Annotated in this window: 23 protein-coding genes; 13 read left to right on the top strand and 10 right to left on the bottom strand. The window is 61.3% G+C overall.

The annotated features are described in order from the left end of the window. Positions 1–172 precede the first annotated feature (172 nt). The 3 genes from ilvC to AC1D13_RS04900 form a co-directional block, all read right to left on the bottom strand. On the bottom strand, positions 173–1,189 hold the full coding sequence (gene ilvC, locus AC1D13_RS04910; protein ID WP_348050421.1) for a ketol-acid reductoisomerase: 1,017 nt from the start codon (positions 1,187–1,189) through the stop codon (positions 173–175). Positions 1,190–1,316: 127 nt separating this feature from the next. Further along, a complete protein-coding gene (gene ilvN / locus AC1D13_RS04905; RefSeq protein ID WP_011483239.1) occupies positions 1,317–1,808 on the bottom strand; it encodes an acetolactate synthase small subunit in 492 nt (163 codons plus the stop codon). 110 nt (positions 1,809–1,918) lie between these two features. Continuing rightward, a complete protein-coding gene (locus tag AC1D13_RS04900; protein WP_457278606.1) occupies positions 1,919–3,697 on the bottom strand; it encodes an acetolactate synthase 3 catalytic subunit in 1,779 nt (592 codons plus the stop codon). Between the two features lie 327 nt (positions 3,698–4,024). Here AC1D13_RS04900 and AC1D13_RS04895 point away from each other — a divergent pair, with 327 nt between their 5' ends. The 6 genes from AC1D13_RS04895 (at position 4,025) to AC1D13_RS04870 (ending at position 7,532) form a co-directional block, all read left to right on the top strand. After that, positions 4,025–4,591: an RNA polymerase sigma factor gene (locus tag AC1D13_RS04895; RefSeq protein WP_457279761.1), complete on the top strand. Its 567-nt coding sequence runs from the start codon at positions 4,025–4,027 to the stop codon at positions 4,589–4,591. Then, a complete protein-coding gene (locus tag AC1D13_RS04890) occupies positions 4,588–5,034 on the top strand; it encodes a DUF3619 family protein (protein ID WP_477689060.1) in 447 nt (148 codons plus the stop codon). The genes AC1D13_RS04895 and AC1D13_RS04890 overlap by 4 nt, the downstream gene beginning before the upstream one ends. Before the next feature lie 47 nt (positions 5,035–5,081). After that, positions 5,082–5,759 (top strand): DUF3106 domain-containing protein, encoded by a 678-nt coding sequence (locus AC1D13_RS04885; protein WP_477667261.1) that lies wholly within the window; start codon positions 5,082–5,084, stop codon positions 5,757–5,759. Between the two features lie 73 nt (positions 5,760–5,832). After that, positions 5,833–6,390 (top strand): RDD family protein, encoded by a 558-nt coding sequence (locus AC1D13_RS04880; RefSeq protein ID WP_457278609.1) that lies wholly within the window; start codon positions 5,833–5,835, stop codon positions 6,388–6,390. 36 nt (positions 6,391–6,426) lie between these two features. Next, positions 6,427–6,903, top strand: a complete 477-nt coding sequence (locus tag AC1D13_RS04875) for a diacylglycerol kinase (RefSeq protein WP_477689059.1) — start codon at positions 6,427–6,429, stop codon at positions 6,901–6,903. Beyond that, complete coding sequence (locus AC1D13_RS04870; protein WP_477667260.1) at positions 6,900–7,532, top strand: LOG family protein; 633 nt, start codon at positions 6,900–6,902, stop codon at positions 7,530–7,532. The genes AC1D13_RS04875 and AC1D13_RS04870 overlap by 4 nt, the downstream gene beginning before the upstream one ends. A 143-nt stretch (positions 7,533–7,675) precedes the next feature. Here AC1D13_RS04870 and AC1D13_RS04865 read toward each other — a convergent pair whose 3' ends face one another. Both AC1D13_RS04865 and AC1D13_RS04860 read right to left on the bottom strand, forming a co-directional pair. After that, complete coding sequence (locus AC1D13_RS04865; RefSeq protein ID WP_007869659.1) at positions 7,676–8,014, bottom strand: P-II family nitrogen regulator; 339 nt, start codon at positions 8,012–8,014, stop codon at positions 7,676–7,678. Between the two features lie 148 nt (positions 8,015–8,162). After that, on the bottom strand, positions 8,163–9,851 hold the full coding sequence (locus tag AC1D13_RS04860; protein WP_477689058.1) for an NAD+ synthase: 1,689 nt from the start codon (positions 9,849–9,851) through the stop codon (positions 8,163–8,165). 24 nt (positions 9,852–9,875) lie between these two features. On the opposite strand from AC1D13_RS04860, the gene AC1D13_RS04855 reads away from it, so the two are divergent. The 5 genes from AC1D13_RS04855 to AC1D13_RS04835 all read left to right on the top strand — a co-directional run bounded on the left by AC1D13_RS04855 (position 9,876) and on the right by AC1D13_RS04835 (position 15,593). Next, positions 9,876–11,117 carry a GNAT family N-acetyltransferase gene (locus tag AC1D13_RS04855; RefSeq protein ID WP_477689057.1) on the top strand — a complete coding sequence of 414 codons (1,242 nt, stop codon included), beginning with the start codon at positions 9,876–9,878 and terminating at the stop codon, positions 11,115–11,117. A gap of 201 nt (positions 11,118–11,318) precedes the next feature. Beyond that, complete coding sequence (locus tag AC1D13_RS04850; protein WP_457278614.1) at positions 11,319–11,651, top strand: hypothetical protein; 333 nt, start codon at positions 11,319–11,321, stop codon at positions 11,649–11,651. 238 nt (positions 11,652–11,889) lie between these two features. Further along, complete coding sequence (locus AC1D13_RS04845) at positions 11,890–12,675, top strand: hypothetical protein (protein WP_477689056.1); 786 nt, start codon at positions 11,890–11,892, stop codon at positions 12,673–12,675. Between the two features lie 110 nt (positions 12,676–12,785). Further along, on the top strand, positions 12,786–14,405 hold the full coding sequence (locus AC1D13_RS04840) for a wax ester/triacylglycerol synthase family O-acyltransferase (RefSeq protein WP_477689055.1): 1,620 nt from the start codon (positions 12,786–12,788) through the stop codon (positions 14,403–14,405). Positions 14,406–14,753: 348 nt separating this feature from the next. Then, entirely contained in the window at positions 14,754–15,593 is an 840-nt protein-coding gene (locus AC1D13_RS04835) for an alpha/beta hydrolase (RefSeq protein WP_477689144.1), read from the top strand. 193 nt (positions 15,594–15,786) lie between these two features. Here the strand turns inward: AC1D13_RS04835 and ppa are convergent, their stop codons facing one another. Beyond that, complete coding sequence (gene ppa, locus AC1D13_RS04830; protein WP_457278617.1) at positions 15,787–16,326, bottom strand: inorganic diphosphatase; 540 nt, start codon at positions 16,324–16,326, stop codon at positions 15,787–15,789. A gap of 307 nt (positions 16,327–16,633) precedes the next feature. Here ppa and AC1D13_RS04825 point away from each other — a divergent pair, with 307 nt between their 5' ends. Continuing rightward, complete coding sequence (locus tag AC1D13_RS04825; RefSeq protein ID WP_457278618.1) at positions 16,634–18,856, top strand: sodium-translocating pyrophosphatase; 2,223 nt, start codon at positions 16,634–16,636, stop codon at positions 18,854–18,856. Between the two features lie 83 nt (positions 18,857–18,939). Here the strand turns inward: AC1D13_RS04825 and AC1D13_RS04820 are convergent, their stop codons facing one another. Continuing rightward, complete coding sequence (locus AC1D13_RS04820) at positions 18,940–21,084, bottom strand: AAA family ATPase (protein ID WP_477689054.1); 2,145 nt, start codon at positions 21,082–21,084, stop codon at positions 18,940–18,942. Between the two features lie 320 nt (positions 21,085–21,404). On the opposite strand from AC1D13_RS04820, the gene AC1D13_RS04815 reads away from it, so the two are divergent. Further along, positions 21,405–22,838 (top strand): aldehyde dehydrogenase family protein, encoded by a 1,434-nt coding sequence (locus tag AC1D13_RS04815; protein ID WP_477689053.1) that lies wholly within the window; start codon positions 21,405–21,407, stop codon positions 22,836–22,838. A 73-nt stretch (positions 22,839–22,911) separates the two neighbouring features. Here AC1D13_RS04815 and AC1D13_RS04810 read toward each other — a convergent pair whose 3' ends face one another. The 3 genes from AC1D13_RS04810 to AC1D13_RS04800 all read right to left on the bottom strand — a co-directional run bounded on the left by AC1D13_RS04810 (position 22,912) and on the right by AC1D13_RS04800 (position 25,414). Then, complete coding sequence (locus AC1D13_RS04810; protein ID WP_457278621.1) at positions 22,912–23,502, bottom strand: hypothetical protein; 591 nt, start codon at positions 23,500–23,502, stop codon at positions 22,912–22,914. Then, on the bottom strand, positions 23,499–24,635 hold the full coding sequence (locus AC1D13_RS04805) for a M48 family metalloprotease (protein WP_457278622.1): 1,137 nt from the start codon (positions 24,633–24,635) through the stop codon (positions 23,499–23,501). The genes AC1D13_RS04810 and AC1D13_RS04805 overlap by 4 nt, the downstream gene beginning before the upstream one ends. A gap of 62 nt (positions 24,636–24,697) precedes the next feature. After that, positions 24,698–25,414, bottom strand: a complete 717-nt coding sequence (locus AC1D13_RS04800) for a hypothetical protein (RefSeq protein WP_457278623.1) — start codon at positions 25,412–25,414, stop codon at positions 24,698–24,700. Positions 25,415–25,428 lie beyond the last annotated feature (14 nt).

Raw genomic sequence — 25,428 nt, 5'->3', positions numbered from 1 at the left:
AGAAGCCGGGCCTCCTTGAAGGAATAAGCCGTCGACTCAAGCCGCCAAGGATACCAAGATCGGCCCCGGCAGAAACCTTCACCTCATCCCATCCAGTCTGCCCTGGTCAGAAAAAAAGCCGCGCAGGACCTTTGCGCGGCTTTTTGCAGGACAAAGCCCTGACGGGCTTGGATCAGTTGCGGGTCTGGTCGACCAGCTTGTTTTTCGCGATCCAAGGCATCATGGCGCGCAGCTTTTCGCCCACGATTTCGATCTGGTGCTCGGAATTCAGGCGGCGGCGGCTCAGCAGGGTTGGCGCGCCGGCCTGGTTTTCCAGCAGGAAGCTCTTGGCATATTCACCCGTCTGGATGTCTTTCAGGCACTTGCGCATCGCGTCTTTCGTGGCCGAGGTCACGATGTTCGGGCCTGTCACGTATTCGCCATATTCTGCGTTGTTCGAGATCGAGTAGTTCATGTTGGCGATGCCGCCTTCATAGATCAGGTCAACGATCAACTTGAGCTCGTGCAGGCATTCGAAGTAGGCCATTTCGGGGGCGTAGCCGGCTTCCACCAGTGTTTCGAAGCCGGCCTTGATCAGCTCAACGGTGCCGCCGCACAGAACGGCCTGTTCGCCGAACAGGTCGGTTTCGGTTTCTTCGCGGAAGTTGGTTTCAATGATGCCGGCTTTGCCGCCGCCATTGGCCATGGCATAGCTCAGGGCCAGGTCGCGGGCCTTGCCGGACTTGTCCTGGTGCACTGCGACCAGGTGAGGCACACCGCCACCCTGGGCGTAGGTATTGCGCACCGTGTGGCCGGGTGCCTTGGGGGCGACCATCCAGACGTCAAGGTCGGCGCGCGGAATCACGGCGCCGTAGTGCACGTTGAAGCCGTGGGCAAACACCAGGGAAGCACCCTGCTTGATGTGGGGAGCCACGTCGTTCTTGTAAACCGCGCCGATCTGTTCATCGGGCAGCAGGATCATGACCACGTCAGCGGCCTTGACCGCGTCCGCGACTTCAGCGACCTTCAGGCCGGCCTTTTCGACCTTGGGCCAAGAAGCGCCGCCCTTGCGCAGGCCGACGACCACTTTCACGCCGCTGTCGTTCAGGTTTTGCGCGTGCGCGTGGCCCTGGCTACCGTAGCCGATGATGGCGACTGTTTTGCCCTTGATCAGGCTCAAATCACAATCTTTGTCGTAAAAAACTTTCATGTTTCTCTCCAGAATAGGTATTGGCGAAAATGCCCTTCGACAGGCTCAGGGCGAACGGTAAACGCATATCGCCACTCAAAATCCGTTCGCGTTGAGCCTGTCGAAACGCGCGCACGGACGACTTAAATCAAACCCGCAAAATCCGCTCTCCACGGCCGATGCCGCTGGAGCCGGTTCGCACCGTCTCAAGGATCGCGCTGCGGTCTATGGCTTCCAGAAACGCATCGTTCTTGGACTGGTCCCCAGTCAGCTCGATGGTGTAGCTTTTCTCCGTCACGTCGATGATTCGCCCGCGGAATATATCAGCCATGCGCTTCATCTCTTCGCGCTCCTTGCCGACCGCGCGCACCTTGACCATCATGAGTTCACGCTCGGTGTAGGAGCCTTCGGTCAGGTCGACAACCTTGACCACTTCGATCAGGCGATTCAGGTGCTTGGTGATTTGTTCGATGACGTCGTCGGAACCGGTGGTCTGTATCGTCATGCGCGACAGGCTCGGGTCCTCCGTCGGGGCGACGGTCAGGCTTTCGATGTTGTAGCCGCGCGCCGAGAACAGGCCGACCACGCGGGAAAGAGCGCCCGGCTCGTTTTCCAGCAAAACTGCAATGATGTGTTTCATAAGAAGATTCCTCTTTTCGCTGCCCTCCCCTGCGCACGGTAATGCGCAGGCTCGGCAGACAATAGATTCGTCAGGTGACGGTGAATGAATGGGTGTGGTTGGCGTGGGGCCTAGAGGTCTTCCGACCCCAGCAGCATTTCGGTAATGCCCTTGCCGGCCTGTACCATCGGGAACACGTTTTCGGTCGGGTCCGTGCGGAAGTCCATGAACACCGTGCGGTCCTTGAGCTTGCGGGCTTCGCGAAGCGCCGGCTCCACGTCCTGCGGTTTTTCGATCAGCATGCCGACGTGACCATAGGCTTCGGCCAGCTTCACGAAATTGGGCAGCGCGTCCATGTAGCTGCTGCTGTAGCGGCCTTCATAGTCAATTTCCTGCCACTGGCGCACCATGCCCAGGTAACGGTTGTTGAGCGAGACAATCTTGATCGGGGTGTTGTACTGCAGGCAGGTGGAAAGCTCCTGGATGCACATCTGCACCGAGCCTTCGCCCGTGATGCAGAACACTTCCGAGTCGGGCTTGGCCAGCTTGATGCCCATGGCATAGGGAATACCGACGCCCATGGTGCCCAGGCCGCCTGAATTGATCCAGCGGCGCGGCTCGTCGAACTTGTAGTACTGCGCGGCCCACATCTGGTGCTGCCCCACGTCCGACGTGATGTAGGTATCCGCGTCTTTGGTCAGCTTCCAGAGCGTTTCGACTACATGCTGGGGCTTGATGACGTCGCCTTTGCCCATGCTGTACTTCATGCAGTCGCGTTTGCGCCAGCCTTCAATCGTGTCCCACCAACCGCCCAGCGCGTTCGCGTCAGGCTTGAGGCCGGATTCCTTGATCATGGCAATCAGTTCGGTCAGTACATCCTTCACGTCGCCCACGATTGGAATGTCGACCTTCACGCGCTTCGAAATGCTGGAAGGATCGATGTCGATGTGGATGATCTTGCGTTCGTTCTGCGCGAAATGCTTGGGGTTGCCAATCACGCGGTCATCAAAACGCGCACCTACCGCCAGCAACACGTCGCAATGCTGCATCGCGTTGTTGGCTTCTATGGTGCCATGCATACCCAGCATGCCGAGGAATTTTTTGTCGCTGGCCGGATAGGCGCCCAAGCCCATCAAGGTGTTGGTGCAGGGGTAGCCCAGCATGTCGACCAGCGTGCGCAGTTCTTGCGAGGCATTGCTGAGCAACACGCCGCCGCCGGTGTAGATATAGGGCCGTTTGGCCGCCAGCAGCAATTGCAGGGCCTTGCGGATCTGCCCGCCATGGCCTTTGCGCACCGGGTTGTAAGAGCGCATCTCAACGGTTTGCGGATAGCCGTTGTAAGGCACCTTGTTGAAGGACACGTCCTTGGGGATATCAACGACCACAGGGCCGGGCCGGCCGCTGCGGGCGATATGAAACGCCTTTTTCAGGGTTTCGGCCATGTGCCGCGCATCCTTGACCAGGAAGTTGTGCTTCACGATGGGCCGGGTGATACCGACGGTGTCGCATTCCTGGAAGGCATCCAGCCCGATGGCGTGGGTAGGAACCTGTCCCGTGATGATGACCATCGGGATGCTGTCCATGTAGGCGGTGGCAATGCCGGTCACGGCGTTGGTCACGCCCGGGCCGGAAGTGACCAGCGCCACGCCCACCTCGCCTGTGGCGCGAGCATAGCCGTCGGCTGCGTGCACAGCGGCCTGCTCATGACGCACCAGGATATGCTGGATCGAGTCCTGTTTGTAGACGGCGTCGTAGATATGCAGGACTGCACCGCCCGGATAACCCCACATGTATTTGACGCCTTCAGCCTGAAGGGACTTCATGAGGATTTCCGCGCCGCGGAGTTCTTGAGAATTTGTTTGTGCAGACGCAGCTGCCGCGGAAGCGATTTCCGCTTTGGAGATTTCCATGATGAACCTTTGTGAATTTCTCTAACGAAATACCTTGGGTGCCTCTTCGCCCACTCTTGTGAAGCAGCGTCGAGACTTGAGGCCAAAACCATGAGCGGAAACATAAACCGCCGAGTCATGACCCGTTTGCCTTTTGAATTGCAGGCCGTATTATGACATTTCGCGTTGCGCAATGGCTGCACGCGGTGAAAAATCGCAGCCGGGACCGGCCGGGATGCGATAATTTTCCAGCTGTATCCTTGGACACATGCCTTATCGGCATCGGCCCTGCGAGTACCCGCAGACCACCACCCTGTGCAGCGCTGGACGAACCGGAACCCCACACCGTTGGCAACTGAACAAGAACTCTCGGATTTCCTGAAAAGCGTTGAAAAACGGGCTTTCAAGCGCAGCATCTACCACGTGCGGGATGAAGAAGCGGCCCTTGACATCGTTCAGGACAGCATGATGAAGCTGGCCCAGCACTACGGCGACAAGCCTGCGGCCGAGCTACCCATGCTGTTCCAGCGCATCCTGGCCAACACCACGCTGGACTGGTTCCGCCGCCGCAAGACCCGGAACGCGCTTTTCTCCAACATGAGCGACTTTGAATCGCAGGGAGAAGACGGAGATTTCGATCTTCTGGAAACTTTAGAGAGCCTTACCAACTCAGAGGGTACAGAGAGCGCCCAGGATGCTACTGAGCGGGCGCAAATATTGCATGAGATCGAACTGCAGGTAAAGGAATTGCCGGGCCGTCAACGGGAAGCCTTTCTGATGCGTTACTGGGAGGAAATGGATGTCGCTGAAACAGCAGCCGCCATGGGCTGTTCGGAGGGCAGTGTCAAAACACATTGTTCCCGTGCAGTTCACGCCCTCAGCAAAGCCCTGAGTGCCAAAGGTATAAAACTATGACTAACTCACTACAAAAAAGAGCCGAAATCCTGCAGGACCGCTTTGGCCTGAAGACCGCGTCCTACCTGTCCGCAGGAGCTGCAGACCTGCCTTACGACATTTCCGAGCGCCTGCGCGCCGCACGCGCCCAAGCTGTTTCAAAACGTAAAGCCGCCAAAACACAAACCGCCACCAGCGTCGTCGGCGTTGGCACAAGTGCCGCCCTGTCATGGGGATCTGATGACGGCCTGAGCTGGTGGGCACGGATTGGTTCGGTCCTTCCCCTTGTTGCACTGGTTGTCGGCCTGCTGGCCATCAATTCGATCCAGAACGATAACCGCGCCCAGGAACTGGCAGAAGTCGATGTGGCGTTGCTTACGGACGAACTCCCGCCCGCTGCTTTTGCCGATCCGGGTTTTGTCCAGTACCTCAAAACCACACGCCAAGTCCCCACGGCCCAATGATCCCGCGCGCAATCTCCCGACGCGCCCCATCGGTCGATGGCCGCTCAATGCGGTTGAGGCTGCAATGGCTGTCGTTCGGGCTTGTGACGGCTACCCTGCTGGCCTGGCCCATTCTGGGCCTTGCACAGGCGCCTAAACCCGTAGCCCCAGCCAGCGCAGCTGTGAAGCCGCCTGCCGTTCCTGCCAAGCCCGTCGTGGCCAAACCGACCTGGGCCGAACTCACGCCCATGCAGCAGCAGGCGCTCAAACCGCTGGCTTCAAGCTGGGATACCGTCAGCGAGGCGCAAAAGCGCAAATGGCTGGAAATCTCCAAAAATTACCCCTCACTCGCACCGGAAGGGCAGGCTAACCTGCACAGCCGCATGAATGAATGGGTCACCTTGAGCCCCCAGCAGCGTGCGCAAGCCCGGCTGAACTTCGGCAAGACCAAAGAACTCTCCAAGCAGCTCACGCCTGAAGAGAAAAAAGCCAAGTGGGAGACCTACCAGGCCCTCAGCCCCGAAGAAAAGCAGAAGCTGGCCGCCAAGGCCAGTCCAAAGCCTACCGGAGCGGCAACAGCGGTGAAACCAGTGGCGCCGCAAAAGCTGGCGCCCGTGACACCGCATCCGGTCAAGGCAGCCAGCAAACCTGGCCCTAAAATCACGGCTTTGCAACCTGCCTCAGCTGCTACGCCCGCCGCGCCGTCCGCAAGCGGTGCCGCAACAAGCGCTACGCCCCAACGCTAAACGCTACCCGCAGCGGCTGGGCTTGGCCCATGCCTGCTGCCGTTCACTGTGGCCAACCTTTATCGCGACATCTTTGACAGTCACAGACACCCTCCCCATTCCGTCCATTCCCCGCCGCATGGCCTGCTGGATGTACGAAGGCATGCTGATGTTCGGCGTGGTTTTTCTGGCCGGTTACCTTTTCAGCACATTGAGCCAGACCCGAAATGCCCTGGACAATCGCCATGCCCTGCAGGCGTTCGTGTTTGTGATTTTCGGTATTTACTTCGTCTGGTTCTGGGCCAAAGGCCAGACCCTGGCCATGAAAACCTGGAACATCCGCGTAGTCGACGTCAACGGTGAACCCGTCACCCAGAAACGCGCCCTGCTGCGTTATGCGCTGAGCTGGCTCTGGTTTCTGCCACCCCTGGCCGTGAGCTGGGCAATGGCGCTGCCAGGACGGGAAGGCGCTGTACTGACGCTGGGATGGGTCGCCATCTGGGCCATCCTGGCGCGCTTTCATCCGCAAAAACAGTTTTGGCACGACGCCTGGGCAGGCACGCGGCTCATCACCTGGGTCGCACCCGAAAAACCCGGGCGCAAGGCCAAAAACAAGGCCGGTATCGCCAGTACTGCGCCCCATCAGCCCTAACATCAATGTGCCATAAAGCTGCGCGACAATGGCACCATGTCAGAACAAGTTCCGTTTCCCATGTCTGTGCCAGCGCCGCCATCTGATGCTGATGTCGCTCCTGCTGGCGCCACCTCCCGACTGGGCTCCAATGAGCCCGTCAACCCCCAAAAACACCGCAAGGGCCTGAGCCGCGTCTGGCACGCCACGGGCTATTCCGTTGCCGGCCTGCGCGCAGGCTGGCACGAAACCGCTTTTCGCCAGGAAGCGATCGCATCGATTGTGCTGATCCCCGCCGCTTTCTGGCTGGGCCGCAGTTGGGTCGAAACGGTGCTCCTGGCCGGCACGGTCATCCTCATCATGATCGTGGAACTTCTCAACACGGGCATTGAAACCGCCATCGACCGCATCGGCCCCGAATGGCATGACCTTTCCAAGCGCGCGAAGGACATGGGCAGCGCCGCCGTCCTGCTCAGCCTGCTGTTGTGCGCCGGTACATGGGCCCTGGCGCTGTTCCAGCGATTTGCCGCATGAATGCAAGCATCAACAAAGTGACCGATATCTCCAAACCCGCCTCCAAACCTGCTTTTTCCATCTGCGTTTATTGCGGATCCCGTCCCGGCAACCAGCCCGAATTCGCCGCCATTGCCGCCTTCGTCGGCACCTGGATAGGCAAGCGCGGCGGGCAACTGGTCTACGGCGGCGGCCGCAACGGCCTGATGGGCATCATGGCCGACGCTGCGCTGGCGGCCGGCGGGCGTGTTGTGGGAATCATCCCCAAGGCACTGGTAGAGAAAGAATGGGCCCACACCGGATGCACCGAGCTGCACATCGTGGAAAACATGCATGAGCGCAAATACCTGATGGCCGAGCATGCCGATGCGTTCCTGGCATTGCCTGGCGGCATCGGTACGCTGGAGGAGTTTTTTGAGGTATGGACCTGGCGCCAGCTTGGCTACCACGACAAACCGGTCGGCCTGCTCAACATGAACGGCTACTACGACGCCCTGCTGGCGTTCCTGGCCTCTTCGGTGAAAACCGGCTTCATGAATGACTGGCTGATGGACCTGATCCGCACCAGCAGCGACGCGGAATCACTGCTTGAAACGCTGGTACAGGCAGCCGGCATGACGCCAGGCAACACCCGCCTCGACCAAATCTGAGAACACCCCCGGGGTCCCCTCCCCATACCAGCCGGGGCCGCGGGACTGGCTTCGCCAGACCGCAGGCGCAGCGGCCCCCTCGGGGGGCAGGAAGCTACACGCAGTGAGCGACCGTGGGGGCCTATTTAAGCGTGGGGGCCTATCTAGACCGCCGCTTCGTCTTCTTCGCCCGTGCGGATGCGCACCACCCGCTCGACGCTGGTGATGAAAATCTTGCCGTCGCCGATCTTGCCGGTGCGCGCAGCACGCACGATGGCATCCACGCAGCGTTCCACGTCTTCGGTTTTCACCACGACCTCGACCTTGACCTTCGGCAGGAAATCGACGACATATTCGGCGCCACGGTACAGCTCGGTGTGGCCCTTCTGGCGGCCAAAGCCCTTGACTTCAGTGACGGTCAGGCCGGTAACACCGCATTCTGCGAGGGCCTCACGGACTTCTTCGAGTTTGAAGGGCTTGAGGACGGCGGTAATTTGTTTCACTGAATATCTCCATTCGTTCTAAATATCGTCAGCATAGGGCATCCTCTCCCAAACCCAGCAGGGGCCGCGGAACCGGCTTTGCCGGGCCGCAGGCGCAGCGGCCCCCTCGGGGGGCAGCGAACCACACGCAGTGGGGAGCGTGGGGGCCCTATTGCCGAAATTTGCTGGTAATAGGATAGCGCCAATCCTTGCCAAAGCTCCTGTGGGTGACCCTGATACCCACGGGCGCCTGGCGGCGTTTGTACTCGTTGATCCTGATCAGCTGGGCCACGCGCACGACCAGCGCGCGGTCAAACCCGGCAGCGGCGATGGCGTCCACGCCCTGATCGTTCTCCATGTAGCGCTCCAGGATGGCGTCCAGCACCTCGTAGGGCGGCAGGCTGTCCTGGTCGGTCTGGTCGGGCCGCAGCTCGGCGCTGGGCGGCCGCGTGATGATGCGCTCGGGAATCGGGTTGCTGCCCGTGCCGTACGGGTCGTTTTCGTTGCGCCAGCGCGCCAGGCGAAACACCGTGGTCTTCAGCAGGTCCTTGATGACCGCAAAGCCGCCGGCCATGTCGCCGTAGAGCGTGCAATAACCGGTCGCCATTTCGCTTTTGTTGCCGGTGGTCAGCACGATGGAGCCGAACTTGTTCGACAGCGCCATCAAAAACACGCCGCGGATACGCGCCTGGATGTTTTCCTCGGTGGTGTCTTCCTTCAGACCCTTGAACTCACCAGCCAGCGACGCCTTGAAGGCTTCGAACTCCGGCACGATGGAAATCTCGTCGTAGCGCACCTTCACGCGCTCAGCCATTTCGCGCGCATCAATCCAGGAGATGTCTGCCGTATAGGGCGAAGGCATCATCACCGCGCGCACCTTGTCGGCGCCCAGCGCATCCACCGCGATCGCCAAGACCAGGGCCGAATCAATGCCGCCCGACAGCCCCAGGATGGCACCGGGAAAACCGTTTTTACCGAGGTAGTCGCGCACGCCCAGCACCAGCGCGTCCCACAAGTCCGCCTCGTGGCTGCGTTCAGGCACCGTGCTTGCTATTAATTTAATAGCTGCTTGCGCTCGTCCCGCCTGAATTACAAACAGATTTTCCTTGAAACTTTCAGCCCTTCCGGCCAGGGCGCCATCGGCCTGCAGCGCAAAAGACGCCCCTTCAAAAACGATTTCGTCCTGCCCCCCCACCAGGTGCGCATAAATCAGCGGCAACCCGGTGGCTTGGGCCCGGACCTGCATCATCTGCTCACGTTCGCCGCCTTTGCCGACGTGAAACGGCGAGGCATTGATGACCGCCAGCAGTTCGGCACCCGCTTCCCTGGCCAGGCGTGCCGGCTCTTCAAACCAGGCGTCTTCGCAAATCAGCAGCCCGACGCTGACGGCGTCATCACCTTCCCCGGCCTGGAAGACGCAAGTGCCCTGCCCCGGCGTGAAATAGCGGCGTTCGTCAAACACCTGGTAATTCGGCAGTTCGCGCTTGGCATAGGTGTCGACGACGCGGCCCTCGCGCAGCACCCTGGCCGCATTGTGGCGCTGCTGCACTTCCACACTTTTGGTGCGCAGGCCCTTGCCGTTGTCGCCGTGGGTGGGCGTGCCCACCACCACTGTCAGGCCTTTTAACCCGGCCAGCTCGCGGGCCACCAGATTCACGGCATCATCACAGGCCTGGATGAACGATGGGCGCAAGAACAGGTCTTCTGCCGCATAGCCGCAAATGGCCAGCTCGGGCGTCAGCAGCAGCCGGGCACCGCCCTCATAGGCCGTGCGGGCAGCGTCGATGATCTTTTGCGCATTACCCGGCATATCGCCGACGCAATAGTTCAATTGGGCAACGCAGATTTTGAGTGGCATGTTGAAGTAGAACCCCGAAAACACGTGAAAAAGAACTCAAACGATTATGTCATTCGCGTGCTGAATTCACCGCTGGAGGTGAATGCGGCCGAGTGGAACGCCCTGCTGGCGGCGCAAAGCCCGGGCGGGCCCGCAAACCCCTTCATGCGCCATGAATACCTGGCCGCGCTGCACGAAAGCGGCAGCGCCACGCCCGAAACCGGCTGGACACCGCGTTTTGTCACCCTCTGGCAGGGCAAGGTGCTTGCAGGCGCCTGCGCGCTTTACCTCAAGGAGCATTCCTACGGTGAATACGTGTTCGACCACGCCTGGGCGAATGCCTACCAGCAGCATGGGCTTGAGTACTATCCCAAGGCACTGGTCGCCGTGCCCTTCACACCCGTACCCGGCGCCCGCCTGCTGGCCCGCACGGCCGAAGAACGCAGCTTGCTGATCAAGGCCCTGGTGGCCTGGTGCACCGAAGAAGACCTTTCATCCCTGCACCTGCTGTTCACGACCGATGAAGACGTGGTGGCGTGTGAAGAAGCTGGTTTAATGCTCCGCCACACAGTCCAATTCCACTGGACTGGACCACCTTCCAGCTACCGCAACTTCGACGACTTCCTGATGTCGCTCAGCCAGGAAAAACGCAAAAAGATCCGCCAGGAGCGCCGCAAGGTCGCCGAGGCGGGCATCACTTTCCGCTGGTCGCTGGGCAAGGGCATCAGCAACGCCGACTGGGATTTTTTCTACCGCTGCTACGAGCGTACTTATTACGAGCACGGCAACGCGCCTTACCTGAGCCGCGACTTCTTCCAGCGCATGCAGGACACCATGCCGGAGAACTGGCTGCTGTTTGTGGCGGAGCACAACGCCGACGGCCAGCGGCGGCCCGTCGCGACAAGCCTGATCGCCGTCAGTGCCCGTCCTGAAAGGGATCACGGCGACGAAAGTGCCGAAAACCAGTCCCTGGTTGCGTACGGCCGTTACTGGGGCGCCCTCGCCCGCGTCGACTGCCTGCACTTTGAAGCCTGCTACTACCAGCCGCTGCAGTGGTGCATTGAGCACGGCTACCACCGTTTCGAAGGCGGCGCGCAGGGCGAGCACAAAATGGCCCGCGCCCTGCTGCCCGTCAAAACCACCAGCGCTCACTGGCTGGCGCATCCTTCGTTTGCCGATGCGGTCGAGCGCTTCCTGGCGCGCGAAGGCGCCGGCATCGACAACTACATGGAAGACCTGGAACGCCGCAGCCCTTTCAGGCAAGCTGCGCCACGCACTTCGGCTTAGGCACTGGCTTGCATTAGCCGCAGGCGCTACGTTTTTCATAGCTGCTTGCGCTTACCCATATTGGGTTTCATGGACTTTTTCCATAAATATTCTGTGCAAAACACGCACTGGCCGCGCTCCCACCCATACCTGCAACCCCGTCATACCTGTCATCACACGGGCAAGCGTTATTTGCTATAAAGCCCGTTCAAAGGAATTTCCATGAGCAACAAAAACCGCGCCAACGAACGTACGTACACCGTCAACCTCGTCGAATGCCCAACCCTGACCGCCGACGAGCGCGCAGCGGCCGAACTGCGTTTTCGCATGGCACTTGAATTCGCCTTGGGCGGCCCCGAATATGTACTGCCTTCGCTTCAGGCCTACATGCTGACGCAAACGCTGCACGAAGGCCTGCCGCTGGAGAACGCCTCAGAGGCGGAAGAACAGGTCATCGCGCTCTGGCAACACGCCGAGACCGACGCGATTCTGGCGGCGATGCGGCCGCTGGGCGACAACCTGGACAACGCGCGCTTCGAGATCCTCCCGCTTTGACCCCCTGGGCCGCTTGGCCGGCGGCCCGCTTCGCAGGGCAACCACCGCCGCCTGCGGTGAACGCGGAAACGCCGTAACGCTATCGTATTGATAGCTGCTTGCGTCCGCCAGTATTGCGCCAACGGTTCATTTCCCTTAAGCCACAGCTTGATTTAAGCTCTGTCTTTCACGCCTGTTTTCGAACGGTTTTCAAGGCGCCGGCGGCCACCTTGCCGCCGGCTCAAACCGCTATTTCCCCATGAATGCTCTCGTGACTGCTACACCCGAAAACCCCGAAACGCAGACTGCCGACCCTGCGCCCCTGCTGGGCCGTCCGCATGCCCGGCGCCTGCGTGAGGTCTACCGCTCCGCCGGCTGGCCCTGCCAGGACCTGCTGGAGATCGAACTGCTGGCCACCGGCATGCTGCAGCGCGTGGCCGGCCCTGCAGGCCACGAAACCCTGCGCGTGACCGATGCCGGCGTGGCCTACCTGGCCACCGTGCTCGTGCGCAACCGCTCGGCGCTTTCAAAGCACGAGGCACTGGTCGAACAGGTGGCCTGCGAAATGGTGCGTGCCGGCCGCATCACCTGGCGCGGCCTGGGTTTGCGTGCCCAGCTGCCGCCCGAAGAAGAAGGCGGCAAGGCTCGCTGGTGCATCGCCCGGCCCGACGTGTTTTCCATCCGCAACACCACCGTGCAGGAATATGTCGAACCGATCGTGCACGAGATCAAGGTGCACCGCTCCGACCTGCTGGGCGACCTGCGCCGCCCCGAAAAACGCGCCGCCTACCTCGACCTGGGCGGCGAGTGCTGGTATGTGCTCGGTTGCGACGCCAAGGGCCGGCCGATCGGCGATGCCAGCGAGGTGCCGCTGGAATGCGGTGTGATGGTGCTGGACAACGCGCGCCTGGCCGTTGCCAGGGCCGCGCCGCGGCGCACGCGCCAGCAGCTGCCGCTGGGCGTATGGATGGCGCTGGCCAAGGCGACGCCGGTAGCCGGGCTCAACGACGACGAACAGGGAATGCTCGGCGACTGCGAAGCTTGAACGCAATCACGGCCGCGCGCTGAGCTTGGCGTGACAGCGGCGGCTACGGCAAACCCTAGTGCCGCAACCCGTCCTGCTCGGTTAATGTCTCCCTCACGGAGACAACAACAATGAAATCCCTCACCGGCCTGGACGCGACCTTTCTTTACCTTGAAACCCCCGAGATGCCCATGCATGTGGGCTCGCTCAACCTGTGCGAACTGCCGCAGGGCTTCAAGGGCAGCTTTCACAAGGCGGTCAAAGCGCACATCGCCAAACGCATGCACCTGGCGCCGGTATTCAGCCGCAAGCTGGTGTTCATGCCGCTGGATCTGGGCCACCCGCTGTGGGTGGATGCCGACGAGGTGGATATCGACTTTCACATCCGCCGCGCGGACTCCGCCAAAAAACGGGCGACGCCCATGACGCTGGCCGAGGTGCACAAGCTGTGCGCGCAACTGCACAGCGAGGTCATTGACCGCAATTTCCCGCTCTGGGAGTTTTATATTTTTGACCGCATCCAGCTGCCCGCATCGCAAGGCGGCAAGGTGGTGGCTGGGTTTTTCTCGAAGATTCACCATGCGGCGCTGGACGGCAAGGGCGGCGTGATGCTGGCCAATGCCCTGCTCGACTTCAGCCCGGTACCGCGCGAGGTGCCACCGCCCGACCCTGCCCGCCGCCGCAAAACCGAGGCCGACCTGAAGCTGGGCAAGATGATCGGTTCGGTGTTTTCGAGTTCGCTGGGCCAATTGGCCAAGCTCGCCAAGGCACTGCCGTCCGCGGCCAGCACTTTTGGCAGCACGCTGGCAAAACAATCCACCACCAGTTCGGCCACGGGCATCAAGCCCAAAATGCCGATGAAGCTGGCGCCACAAACACCATTCAATACCGGCATCACCACGGATCGTGTCTTTGTGACGGCCACCCTGCCGCTGGCTGAATGCAAGGCCATGGGCAAGGCGGTGGGCGGCTCATTCAATGACGTGGTGTTGTGGATCTGCTCAACAGCGCTGCGCAGCTACCTCACGCAGCACCACAGCCTGCCGAAAAAATCGCTGGTGGCGGCCATGCCGGTGTCACTGCGCGAAGCCGGCGCCACCGACGCCAGCAACCTGGGCAACCAGGTGAGCATGAGCCTGGTGGAGCTGGGCACGCAGCTGGCGCACCCGCTCAAGCGCATGAACGCCATCATGGCATCGACCGCCAAGGTAAAAACATCGATGCAAAGCCTGAAGGGCCTGCTGCCGACCGACTACCCTTCGCTGCTGGCGCCGTGGCTGGTGGGCGGCGCGGCCAAAATGGCGCTGAACGCCTACGGCAAAAGCGGCATCGCCAGCCGCCTGCCCATGGTAGCCAACCTGGCGATTTCCAACGTGCCGGGCCCGCCGGTGCCGCTGTACCTGGCCGGCGCGAAGTTCCTGACCTTCCACCCGCTGTCCATCGTCATGCATGGGCTGGCGCTCAACATCACCATCCAGACTTACGCCGGCCATGTGGATTTCGGCATCGTTGCCGACAAGAAGGCGCTGCCGCATGCGAAGGATTTGGCGAAAGCAATCGAGGAGGCCTTCACTCAGGCCCAAGCCTTGATGGTGAGCACGGCGCCTGTTGCACCCGCCGCCACGGCGCCCGCGCCGAAAAAGGGGGCAAAAAAGGTCTCAGTTAAAACCGCAGTGAAGGCCGCCCCGGTAAAAACCCGCAAAGCCGCTGTCACGAACGCGACGAAAACCACGGCGAAGCGCTCAAGTTAGAGGTGCCTCCCTCTGTAAAAACCTGTAAGCGCCTCCATACTCTTAGGGTCTAATAGCGCTGTTTTTGCAAATGCGAACGGGGTAAAAAAGGCGCCAATCAAGGCGCGCGACGACGCTCAGACCGGGCGTCTGAGCTAGGAGCGCAACGCCGAGTGGCGCCTTTTTTACCCCGTTCCCTACGGGTTGCGATCAAAAAGGCCCTGCGCGGCGTTGCAAAGCCTTGACGGGGTTCACCCCGCCTGCGTTTTGCGCCTTGCTCATGGCCTTTTTGACTCGCAACGCATCTTGCAAAAACAGCGCTATCAGACCCTAGTCAGAACTCCAACAAGACAATCAATGCTTCAAGCCATGGCAAGCCCGTCATCCAGGCGAAATCCGTCTTCATCCTCCCCTCAAGATCAAGCAGAAACGTCCCCGCACGATGTTCCGCCCAGCGCGTGGTTGCTGGCGCTTGAGTTGCGTGCATTCTGGGAATTCGGCGCATTGCTTCCCGCCTGGCCCTTGCTGGCCCGCGCGCCACGTGGCGACGGCCATGCGGTGATGGTGTTTCCGGGCCTGTCGGCCAATGACGCCACCACGGTGCCGCTGCGCCAATACCTGCAGTCGCTCAATTACAGGCCCTGGGGCTGGGAACAGGGCTTTAACTTCGGCCCGCGCGCCGGCGTGCTGGAAGAAGCCCGCGACAGCCTCGCTCGCACCTTCGACGCCACAGGCCGCAAGGTCAGCCTGATCGGCTGGAGCCTGGGCGGCGTGTATGCGCGCGAACTGGCCAAGGAGCTGCCGCACATGGTGCGCGGCGTGATCACGCTGGGCACGCCCTTCGCGGGCTCGCACAAGGCCACCAACGCCTGGCGCATCTATGAACTCACCAGCGGCCGCAACGTCGAGCGCGAATCCGAAAGCTACGATCTGCCGGCCGCCCCGCCTGTGCCGACCACCAGCATTTATTCGCGCAGCGACGGCGTGGTCGCCTGGCAGGCCAGCATCCAGGCAGCCAGTGCCACTCATCCGCAGACCGAAAACATCGAAGTGCTGGCCAGCCATATCGGCATGGGCGTGAACCCCAGCGCCTGGTGGGCCGTGGCCGACCGCCTGGCACAGCCGGAAGGCCAATGGAAGCCGTTTTCGCGCGAGGACAAGGGCAAGCTGCACGGCCTGGTGTTCCCGGACCCTGCGCGAAAAGCGTAAGGCTTCAACGTGGCGCCGGGCGGCGGCGCACACCGTCTCACCCAAGCATAAAAAAAGCGCCTGCAGACCACGCTGCACGCGCCTTTTTACGTTTCCCTCATCGCCACCGCTATACTTTTTATAGCTGCTTGCGCACGGCGTGTGCTAGTTACAGCACTAAAACGCTTAAATTTTCAGGCTTGGCGCCCGGGTCTCAAGCCTTGCCGGCCTTTGCATAGTTGGCAATGCCATCCGTGATCTCTTTTTTGGCCGCGTCCGGGCCTTCCCAGCCCAGCACCTTGACCCATTTGCCTTCTTCCAGGTCTTTGTAGTGCTCGAAGAAGTGCGCAATCGTCTTCAGGCGCAGCGGGTTCATGTCTTCAGGTTTTTGCCACTGGGTGTAGAGCGAGCATTTCTTGTCGATGGGCACCGCCAGCACCTTGCCGTCTTCACCGGCTTCGTCGGTCATCTTCAGGATGCCGATGGCGCGGCAGGTCACCACCACCCCGGGAATCAGGGGCACCGGGGTGATCACCAGCACGTCGACCGGGTCGCCGTCGCCGCTGATGGTCTTGGGCACGTAACCGTAATTGGTCGGGTAGTGCATGGACGTGCTCATGAAGCGGTCCACAAAAATCGCGCCGGACTCCTTGTCCACCTCGTATTTCACCGGGTCGGCATTCATCGGGATCTCGATGATGACGTTGAAGGATTCGGGAACGTTTTTGCCGGGGGAAACTTTATCGAGGGACATGGTCGCTTGAGTTCTTTATGGAAGGAAGAAGAAAGGAAGGGAAGAAAGGAGAAAAGAAGATTCTTAAAACACATGGGCTACCTGCGCAGCCGTGGCACAGGCCAACTGCTCGGTATTTACCCTCATTTTACTGATTCACACCTTACGGTTCTTAAAGTTGTCATGTTTTCACTGTAAATTGCGCGAGTTGGCCAATCGTCTTGTCTCTACGTAGACCAAGCAACGAGGAAGCAACGCAGCGGGGGTCAAGACACCATTTGCTAGCGTTGAAACCCCCTCCAAGCGAAAAACAACGTAGGAGATTTCTATGACAGGCAACTCAGCGCTTATTCTTGCGCTCGTCTGCGGGCTGGTCGCCGTGGGTTACGGCATCTGGGCTCGCAGCTGGATTCTTTCCCAGGATGCCGGCAATGCCCGCATGCAGGAAATTGCAGCCGCCATCCAGACCGGCGCCGCCGCCTACCTGGCACGGCAATACAAAACCATCGCCATGGTGGGCGTCGTCCTCACCGTACTGATCGGCTTTTTCCTTGACGGAAAAACCGCCATCGGCTTCGTCGTCGGCGCAGTGCTGTCAGGCGCTTGCGGCTTTATCGGCATGAACGTGTCGGTTCGCGCCAATGTGCGCACCGCCCAAGCCGCCACCAAAGGCATTGGCCCCGCGCTTGACGTCGCCTTTCGCGGCGGCGCCATCACGGGCATGCTGGTCGTGGGCCTGGGCCTTCTGGGCGTGACCGGCTTTTACTGGTTCCTGGTGGGCAATGGCAACTACACACCCGACCTCAAGCTGGCCAACCTGCTCAATCCGCTGATTGGTTTTGCTTTCGGCTCGTCGCTGATTTCCATCTTCGCCCGGCTGGGCGGCGGCATCTTCACCAAGGGCGCCGACGTCGGTGCCGACCTGGTGGGCAAGGTCGAAGCAGGTATTCCCGAAGACGACCCGCGCAACCCCGCCGTGATTGCCGACAACGTGGGCGACAACGTGGGTGACTGCGCCGGCATGGCCGCCGACCTGTTTGAAACCTACGCGGTCACGCTGATCGCCACCATGGTGCTGGGCGCCCTGCTGCTCTCAGGCGCGGGCGCCACTGCCGCGGTCTACCCGCTGGCGCTGGGCGGCGTGTCCATCATCGCCTCCATCATCGGCTGCTTCTTCGTCAAGGCCTCTCCCGGCATGAAGAACGTGATGCCGGCCCTGTACAAGGGTCTGGCGATTGCTGGCGTACTGTCGCTGATCGCTTTCTACTTCGTCACGATGTGGTTGATGCCCGACAACGCCGTCACGGCAAGCGGCACGCAGATACGCCTCTTCGGTGCCTGCGCGGTCGGCCTGATCCTGACCGGTGCGCTGTGCTGGGTTACCGAGTACTACACCGGCACGCAGTACAAGCCGGTGCAGCACATTGCACAGGCCTCCACCACCGGCCACGGCACCAACATCATTGCCGGCCTGGGCGTCTCCATGCGCTCGACCGCATGGCCGGTGATTTTTGTCTGTATCGCCATCCTGACGGCGTATTCGCTGGCGGGCCTGTACGGCATTGCGATTGCCGCCACCTCCATGCTGAGCATGGCGGGCATCGTGGTCGCACTGGACGCCTACGGCCCCATCACCGACAACGCCGGCGGCATCGCCGAGATGGCCGACATGCCCCCCGAGGTGCGGGCCGTTACCGACCCGCTGGACGCCGTGGGAAACACCACCAAGGCCGTGACCAAGGGCTATGCCATCGGCTCCGCCGGCCTGGCCGCGCTGGTGCTGTTTGCCGACTACACACACAAGCTGGAAGCCTACGGCAACGTGATCAGCTTCGACTTGAGCAATCCCAAGGTCATCGTCGGCCTCTTTATCGGTGGCCTGATTCCCTACCTGTTCGGCGCCATGGCGATGGAAGCCGTGGGCCGCGCAGCCGGCGCCGTGGTAGTTGAAGTGCGCCGCCAGTTCCGCGACATCAAGGGCATCATGGACGGCACGGGCAAGCCCGAGTACGACACCGCCGTGGACATGCTGACCACAGCCGCCATCAAGGAAATGATGATCCCCTCGCTGCTGCCCGTGGTCGTACCCATCGTGGTCGGCCTGGCGCTCGGTCCCCAGGCACTGGGTGGTCTGCTGATGGGAACCATCGTCACCGGCCTCTTCGTTGCCATCTCGATGTGCACCGGCGGCGGCGCCTGGGACAACGCCAAGAAGTACATTGAAGACGGCCATCACGGCGGCAAGGGTTCCGAGGCACACAAGGCCGCAGTGACCGGCGACACCGTGGGCGACCCCTACAAGGACACAGCCGGCCCGGCCGTGAACCCGCTGATCAAGATCATCAACATCGTGGCGCTGCTGATCGTGCCGCTGGTGATGAAGTTCCACGGCGGTGAAGCCGCGGCGGCCCCGGCAGCACCCATGGCCGCGCCCGCTGCCATGAGTGCACCGGCCGCCACACCGACTGCACCCGCCATGCCGGCCCCCGCGCCCACGCAGGCGCCCAATGCAGCGGCTACCCCAACGCCGGCCGCACCAGCGTCACGCTAGACCGCTCCGGCCCATGCAAAAAGCCCTGCATTGCAGGGCTTTTTCTTTGGGCGGTGAGGACGAAGCTGCAAAGGTTCGTTGACTCAGGCTGGCATCCACTGGCTGGAACCCGGCCCAGACAGCGCCAGATCCGGTGCGGCAGTCAGGCTTTCAAAGTACCTGATTTCGCGGAGTGCTTCGCTCAGTGTCATCTCTCCGGCATTCATCAGGCAGCCGGTCAGATACTCCGTCAAGGCGGTGTACTGCGCCAGCGTGGCCTTGGTTTCACTGTAAAGCCGCTCGCTCTGGGCTTCCATGATGCTGCGGGTTTCCTCGTCCGGCGGTGCCGTGCCGCCGTCCTTGAGGAGCGCGGCGTAATTCAGCCGGGTCTTGCGGTACATACCCATTTCAGCCACCGCATGGTGCAGCAGCCGCGTGACGCGGGTGATGTCATTGTGGGCGCCGCCCGTGGTTCCGTCTTCGCCGAAGAAGATCTCCTCGTTCGCCATGCCGCCCAGCAGCACCCTCACCTCATGCTCCATGTCACCCTTGGTCTGCAGCAGGTTGCTGTCCTGCTTGTGCAGTACAAAGCCGAGGGCATTGTTGCGGGGGTTGGCCTTCAATGAAATTTTGATGGTGGTCATGTCGGCCAGCAGCGCGTTCCAGTTGTCGCCGGCCAGCTTGCGCCGGTGCTGGAAATCCATCAGGAAGTGGCCCCACTCATGCACGGCGATGATGCGCCGGTCACGCTCGCGCTCTTTGGTGGTGTTGTCGTTGACATTGCCCACCAGCACACGCTCGGCGGCCTGCATCAGGGTATGCGCGCCTATCATCTGGCCCGCCTGCACCGCGATGATGCCGGCCTGGTTGACCATGGTTTCGAGGTCTGCCGGGCTGCAGCCTTCCGTCAGTTCGACAAAATGGCGCAGGTCCATGTCGGGCAGCACCTTGTCGGCACGCTGGCGCAGGTAGTGGCCAGTGATGGCCAGGCGCTCCTGCTGGTTGGGCATGCGGAAGTCGACCTTCATCTGGAAGCGGCGCAGCATGGCCTCGTCCATCTGCAGGTTGGCCGAATTAAAGTTGGACGCCACGATCCAGATGATTTCAGTATCCGATTTGGTCCGCACACCGTCCAGGATGGCCAGCAACATGTTCTGCGTATCGTCGTCATATTTGCGGTTGCCGCCGCGCCGCATGAAAAGGTCCTGCGCTTCATCAAGAAAGACGATGCAGCGTTTACGCCGCTTGGCCAGCGCCAGGATGCGCGACAAGGTGTTCGAGCCGCCGGCCACATAGCCAGTTTCAAGGTTGGCAGCTGAATGGAAAAGAATCGGCAGGTTCAGCTCTTTGGCGAGGTAGCTGGCCAGCTTGGTTTTGCCGGTACCCGCAGGGCCGCTGAACATCACGTTGAAAGGCTTGTTCACGCCATAAGCGGCGTACTCGAGGCGGCGCTCATATTGGTCGCGGATTTGCGCAACCTCGGCCTTGATGTCGTCCATGCCGACGAGGTCCGCCAAGTCGCCGCTGATCTGCCCCGGGGAAATGAACTTGAGGGATTTGCGCTGCCCGCCTGTCTGGTACCAGAGGAAGGCGATGAGCCCCAGCGTCAAGGTCGCTGATACCAGCGCGCTGGCACCGCCTTTCCAGGCATCCTGTTCGGATTGCGGACGTGCGTCACCGAAACGTTGCTCAAGGCGCGCCAGCATGTCCTTGCTCGCATCATCAAGCGCGCCCCGGGGCACGAAGGTGAGCTTGCCGCCCCAGGGCGCTGTGACGGCTTTGTCGGCCAGTATCTTGGTTTCCAAGTCCGAGGGGTAATAGGCGTACTGCCTGCCCTCCGATTCAATCAGCACAAAACGCTCGGAAACGGTCCACAAAATTGGCCGGTAAATGATGGTGATGCGCGTGACCGGATGGGCTTCGAGGAAGCTCAGGACCGACCCGCTTCCGAAGACGACCGGCAATGCGGTGTTGTAAGTCCAGGCCGCTTCAACTCCCGGCCCCGACGCGGCCATGGCCTTGACTTCCAGCGCCATTTTTTCCTGCCGCTCCAGGGTCGACCAGGCGTAATAAGCACTTGCCGGAATCATCAATGCCACGGCCAGAACGGCGAACTTCATGCCAAAGGCCTGGATCGACAACCAGTCGCGCAAACGGGCCACAAAGGCTTTGAACCAGGCCAGCAGGCTGGTGGTGGGCGCGTCGTCGCCGGGTGGGACATCGGCTGGGCTTTTGGTGGGATCAGTCATCGCGGTATGCGTCAAAAATGTGGACCCGCAGTTGCCGGCTGCCTGCCGCTGTCGTCACGCCAATACGGCCGGGCCGCTGCGTAACATGAGCACCGTTCCCTGCAGGAATTGGCAAGGTGCATGTGTAGGTTCAATCCTACATAAATGCCAATCCTGGCGCAGCAAAGGATTTGTAAATTGGCCGGGACACAACGCTGAGGCTGTGACAAACGCACGGTTTTGGGGAGCGTTACCTCGCGGACCGGCCTGCCCTCATGGCCCATTTCTGCCCGTGGGAGGAGGTAACCTCCGGCCAGGGGCAAATTCAGCACAATAGCGCCATGCAGCTCAACTACATCGCCAACACCTCCGTCGCATCTTCTTCAGGCAAAACCATCCCGATGATCGACCCGTCCGACGGGCAGGTGTTTGACGAGATCCAGCGCAGCAACGCGCACGACATTGACACTGCCGTGAAGAGCGCCCGGGAATGTCTGGAACTGGTGTGGGGCCGCTTCAGCGCCGCCGAGCGCGGGCGGCTGCTGATGCGGCTTTCCGCCAAGGTAGCCGAGCATGCCGAAGAACTGGCCATGATCGAGCAGCGCGACTGCGGCAAGCCCACCAAACAGGCACGCGCCGACGCGGCGGCCCTGGTGCGCTATTTCGAGTTTTACGCCGGCGCCTGCGACAAGCTGCACGGCGACACCATTCCCTACCTGGACGGCTACAGCGTGATGACCTGGCGCGAGCCACACGGCGTCACCGGCCATGTGATTCCGTGGAATTACCCGATGCAGATCTTCGGCCGCAGCGTGGGCGGCGCGCTGGCCGCAGGCAACGTCTGCGTGGTCAAGCCGGCAGAGGATGCCTGTCTGTCATTGATTCGCGTGGCGCAACTCGCGGCCGAAGTGGGTTTTCCGGCCGGCGCCATCAACATCGTGACCGGCTACGGCCATGAGGTCGGCAACGCGCTGGCCCGCCACAAGGGCATAGACCACATCAGCTTTACCGGCAGCCCCACGGTGGGCACGCTGATCCAGCAGGTGGCGGCCGAGCGCCATTGCCCCGTTACGCTGGAGCTGGGCGGTAAAAGTCCGCAAATCGTGTTTGCCGATGCCGACCTGGATGCCGCCATCCCGGCCATCATCAACGCCATCGTGCAAAACGCCGGGCAAACCTGCTCGGCCGGTTCGCGTCTGCTGGTGGAGCAGGCGATTTACGAACCCCTGCTGCTGCGCTTGGGCGAAGCCTTTGAAAACCTGCGCGTCGGCCCCGCCGCCATGGACCTGGACGTCGGCCCGTTGATCCGGCAAAACCAGCAGCAGCGCGTGTGGGACTTTTTAAGCGATGCGCAGGTTGCCAACATTCCCATGGTGGCTCAGGGCCAGATCGTCGACGAGGCGCCCGACACCGGGTTTTACCAGGCCCCCACCCTGCTGCGCGACGTGCCGGTGATGCACCGGCTGGCGCAGGAGGAAGTGTTTGGCCCGGTGCTGTGCGCGATGAGCTTCAAAAACGAGGATCACGCAGTGGAACTTGCCAATGCCACGCAGTTCGGCCTGGTCGCCGGCATCTGGACGCGCGATGGGGCACGCCAGTTCCGCATGGCCAAACGAGTCAAAAGCGGCCAGGTGTTCATCAACAACTACGGCGCCGGCGGTGGTGTGGAATTACCTTTCGGCGGCGTGAAGTCATCGGGCTACGGCCGTGAAAAAGGCTTTGAGGCCTTGCATGGCTTCACCACGCTGAAAACAGTGGCCATACGGCATGGTTAACCTGAGCTGAGCCGCGGCACCCAGCCAGGTTCACGACCCACCTGCAAGCCGCCACCATGGCGGCTCTGCGCTGTCAGCCTTTGATTTGCGCCGTCTTCACAACGCTTTCAGCTTTTGGCAAAAGCCGCGGGAAGAATGAAAGCTTGGGGGCGAGGAAAGTGGCGGCAAATAATTCACCGTTTCGCTGGCTGATCCAGCCGACACCGTTGAGCTGCACGTCATCACCCTTTCTCGTCACGGCGAATTCAAACCGCGCACCTTTTTCACCTGCAAATACCGAGGGCTCAACCTTGGTCATGCTGACGATGGAACCGTCGGCCGAATACATGATTTCGAAAAGATTGACCAGTTGGTCAAGTGGCATACCTGCCTGATAGGTTGGAACACGGGCGGCCTTCTGCCCGGCCGGCACACTGCCTGCAGGCCTGACCAGCAGTGCCTGGCCTGGCTTGATGGCCGCCCACAGGCGCAAATGGTCAAGCGTCAGCCCCTCCTGGGTCCACATGTCAAAAGGCTGCTTGGTGCCGGGAGGGGAAACCTTGTTCCAGGCGTCGGTCACCTTGACGGCCAGCCGGTTATTGACCAGTTGCTCACCTTCAACCTTGGTGATGGACATGCAGCCCGACAGGAAAGCGAAGGCAAGAAGGATCAGGAGTTTTTTCATGGTTTAAGTTCCGCAATGTAATTTTTAATAAGACCCGCATCCGCTGCCTCAGGCGCGACGGTGAGGTATTTTTCGAAGGCCTGTACGGCCGAGGCGGTGTCGGTCCGCTGCTTTTGCACCAGGCCGAGCGCCCTGAAAGCCTCGGCCGGAGCCTGTTCAAGAGCGGTCACGCGTGTCAGGTCGTTCAGGGACTCCTGAAGATCTTCCTTGCCTGCCCGCAACCGATACACCTCACCCCGCGCATACAGCGCCTGGCCATCTTCGGGATTGCGCGACAGCAGGCGATTGAACAGCACCAGGCTTTCTTCAAACTGGCCACGCCGGATTTCATCCTGCAGCCACCCGAAGCGGTGCCGGGACATAACCTGCTGATATTCCGCTGCACCCGTTTTACCGCCGCCGTCGCCTGCCAGGCGGAGCAGATCATCACGGCGCGTCTCCAGCGGGGGATGCGTCGCCATCATGGGACTGCGTTTGCCAACGTCTTCACCGCCCGTGATCTTGAGTTCGCCCAGCAGGTTGTCCCACACTTGCGCAGCCTGCCTGCCGTCGTAACCCGCCCGGGTCATGAGGCGCATGCCCAGACGATCAGCCCGCGTCTCGTGGTCCCGGGAAAAAGCGAAAGCGCCGGCCAGCGCACCAAGCTGGCCAATGGCGCCGACAAGGCCGAACATGCCGATGAACTGGGCAAAGGCGGCCCGGCTTCTCAGGTCCCGCAGGCGCTCCAGCGTGTGCCGTTCGATGTAGTGGCCGATTTCATGGCCCAGTACCGCAGCGAGTTGCGCCTCATTCTCCGCGCGCAGCAGCAAGCCGGTCCAGACCTGCATCATGCCGTTCGGCGCCATGCTGGCATTGAAGAGCGGCGTACGCACCACATGCACACGAATATCGGGGCAGTGGTCTCCCGCAAGACGGCATACCAAGTCTTGCAGATATTGGCTCAGTTGCGGGTCACGTACGGTAAATGGACTGCGCCGCAGGCGCGTTTCCTCGCGGTCCATCATTCCCCACAGGCCGCCCTCATCCGTTTCCAGCGCGGGGCGGGCAAAGCGCTCTGCGGGCAAAGGCGGGATGGAGGCAGCCGCAGGGTTCTCCTGGCCAAAGGCTGACAGGCCTGGCAACAGGGCGCCCATGCCCACGCAGTGCTTGCAGGCCGACCGCAAAAAAGCGCGGCGCCCGCCAGCCGGCATGCCCATCATCTGGCGACCGGAAAGCCCTTGAGAAGGGCTTCGATGGTTTCTTTGGCTGGCTCAGGTTCCCTCAGGTCACCTGAGGCCCGGCGCAAATCATTGAACCAGACAATCCGCCCGTTATTCAAATCGACCAGCGAGGCATAGCCAATCTGCGCGCCCCCGGCAATCCCAACGCCCAGCACAGCCATGGCGATCATCGCGGCCTTGCGCTCGCTGCTGGCATAGCTGTCGCGCATCCAGATGAACAGGGCGTAATCAGCCCCCGTCTTGTCCTTGAGAGGCTTGACGGCATCTCCGAGTGACCAGTTCAGGGCATCGTTCTTGGTGGGCAGCTTGAGTACACCACCAATCATGTGGTGCAGAAAAACAGATTGCGCGACAGCTCCGTGCAGGGAGTTGATGTCCGCGAGTTCGTCCATGTCTTTTTCTTCAAGCCCGATCACGTCAGAACCCAACTTGAGCTTGCTCGAAGCCAGACCGGACTTGACGTTTTTCTGGGCAGCCATGGTCCAGTCGGCCCTGGGCTCCTGCACGCCGCCGGCACCGATGGAAAAGAGCTCGAGGTCTGCGGGCACGACAACCAGCTTCGAGGCCGCTGCGCGTTCCGAGAATCCGGGTGCCAGGTTCTTGCTGGATTGTTGCGCGTGCGCTGTCCCCGCGAAAAGCACCAGCGCACACAAGGCTGCACCCGCACCGGTGCGGGCAAATTGATAACTCATGAAATCCCTCCCTT

The sequence above is a fragment of the Polaromonas sp. P1_E12 genome, assembly GCF_056405975.1.
The sequence above is the reverse complement of the archived record's forward strand: the minus strand, read 5'-3'. Positions and strand labels throughout refer to the sequence as shown.